The sequence below is a fragment of the Moorena sp. SIO3I6 genome (assembly GCF_010672095.1).
In genome coordinates, this window is the sequence record NZ_JAAHHU010000939.1 from 1 (window position 1) to 1,913 (window position 1,913).

The 1,913-nt window shown below is 45.8% G+C and carries 3 protein-coding genes and 1 pseudogene; all 4 read left to right on the plus strand.

All coding sequences use genetic code 11. The annotated features are described in order from the left end of the window. A partial coding sequence (locus tag F6K49_RS53985) for a transposase (protein WP_366514319.1) occupies positions 1 to 484 on the plus strand: 484 nt, incomplete at its 5' end. Between the two features lie 75 nt (positions 485 to 559). Then, positions 560 to 754 (plus strand): annotated as a pseudogene (locus tag F6K49_RS53990) (transposase); the annotation flags it as partial. After that, a complete protein-coding gene (locus F6K49_RS53995) occupies positions 732 to 1,115 on the plus strand; it encodes a transposase (protein ID WP_366511400.1) in 384 nt (127 codons plus the stop codon). The pseudogene F6K49_RS53990 and the gene F6K49_RS53995, both read left to right, overlap by 23 nt. Next, entirely contained in the window at positions 1,115 to 1,558 is a 444-nt protein-coding gene (locus F6K49_RS44685) for an SDR family oxidoreductase (RefSeq protein WP_293108431.1), read from the plus strand. The genes F6K49_RS53995 and F6K49_RS44685 overlap by 1 nt, the downstream gene beginning before the upstream one ends. Positions 1,559 to 1,913 lie beyond the last annotated feature (355 nt).

Below are 1,913 nucleotides of genomic sequence, written 5' to 3' on the forward strand. Positions count from 1 at the left end.
AACAGGTGTGACGGAAGTGGGATTGCAGTGGCCGGGCAACCGAAAGTGGTTATCTGAGGTTTCTGTAGTTCCATTGCAGCAGTCTGTAGCTGATCTAGGAACTGCTTATAAAAACTTTTTCGATTCCTGTAATGGGAGGAGAAAAGGCCGAAAAGTTAGACCGCAAAGGTTCAAAAAGAGAACCAATAAACAGTCAGCTAGATTAACTCAGAGAGGATTCTATATTCAAGGTGATGGGGTTTATTTAGCCAAGATTGGAGTAGTTAAACCTATATGGTCTAGAGAACTACCGTCAGACCCAAGCTCTGTAACTATTATCAAAGATTGTGCCCATAATTATTTTTTAAGCTTTGTTGTAGATATTGAGCCTATTCATATCGATGTCAAGAATCAAAGTATTGGGATTGACTTGGGTATCAAGACATTTGCTGTAATGAGTGACGGGAGCGAAGTACATAGCCCTGACTACTCAAGGCTGGATTGAGCAAAGCTCACGCTACGCGATCGCAAATTAAGAAAAGCTCAAAAGAAATTCGCCAAGCAACCTAAAGGGTCAAATCCCAGAGAAGTGACTAGGCGACGAATAGCCAAGATAAATAACAATATAGCTAATAAAAGAAAAGATTTCCTGCATAAACTATCAACCAAGACTGTTGTCGAGAACCAAGTAATAGTCCTAGAAGATCTGAATGTATCAGGAATGATCAAAAATCGCAAGTTAGCGCTTAGCCATAAGTCAGCAAGGATGGGCTGAATTTAGAACTCTTTGTAAGGCCAAATCCGACAAGTACGGAAGGGACTTCAGGGTTATTAGCCGCTGGGAACCCACCAGTCAGGTTTGTTCGGATTGTGGCTTCAAATGGGGAAAGCTTGATTTGTCTATACGTTCTGTGCTTTGCTTGAGCTGCGGTACTGAACAAGACAGAGACGTCAACGCTGCAAAAAATATAGAAAAGGTCGGCATGGGGCATCGGCACGACCATAAACGGGCAAGGAGAGATGGTAAGACTGCTGAGACCGTAGGTCACGCTACGCGAACGGCAGCACAGCTCGATGATCTGTCAAGAATCACCGTTCTTCCTTCGGCGGTGAGTATGTCAAAGTTCAGAAATTAGTGGGCTTGTTGAATGAAGGAGCCAGCATTATTTTGAATGCGTCAGCGGTAAACGAGAAAGGAGTGCCGATGGGCAGCCTTTACTTTGCCACCAAAGCCGCTGTTCGCTCCTTTGCTCGTTCCCTAGCTGCTGAACTGGCTCCCCGCCAAATTCGCGTCAATGCTGTCAGCCCTGGTATCGTTCGCACTAACTTTGAGAGCAAACTCGACCTGCCGGATGGCGCGTTTGAAGGCTTCATCGAAGCTGTCAAGGAAGCTGCGCCGCTCCATGGCCTTTGGGCCACGCTACGCGAACGAGAAGGAAAACCGGAGGAAATTGCCCAGGCGGTCGTTTTTCTGGCTAGCAACGAGTCTTCTTATATGACGGCGGTTGACCTAGTCGTAGACGGTGGCTACATGAACTTGAATTCTCCACGGGTTGAAACCGCGTGGATTCTAAGCTGATATCACTACGCGGGTTGAAACCGCGCTGAGTCCTTTGGACTCGCTTCGCGAACGTGATGCTTACAATACGATCTAGAAAGGTAATTCAGACCATATCGTTTGACAGATTCAAAACTGCCCTACATCCCTGGCCTATGGCCACGCTACGCGAACGGATTAACTCAAAAAGTCAACCTGTGAATTTACTTTTAATTTAACTAGCTTTCGGAGTGGTTGTACCAAACAAATCAGGGCAATAAATCACTACTTTTTGCTGCGTTACTTGCTTGTACCATAGTCGTAGGATATACCCCGTCTCTTCCTGGCCGGAATTTCACCGTACTAGCAAAATATAAACGTGACCAACCTTGTCCCT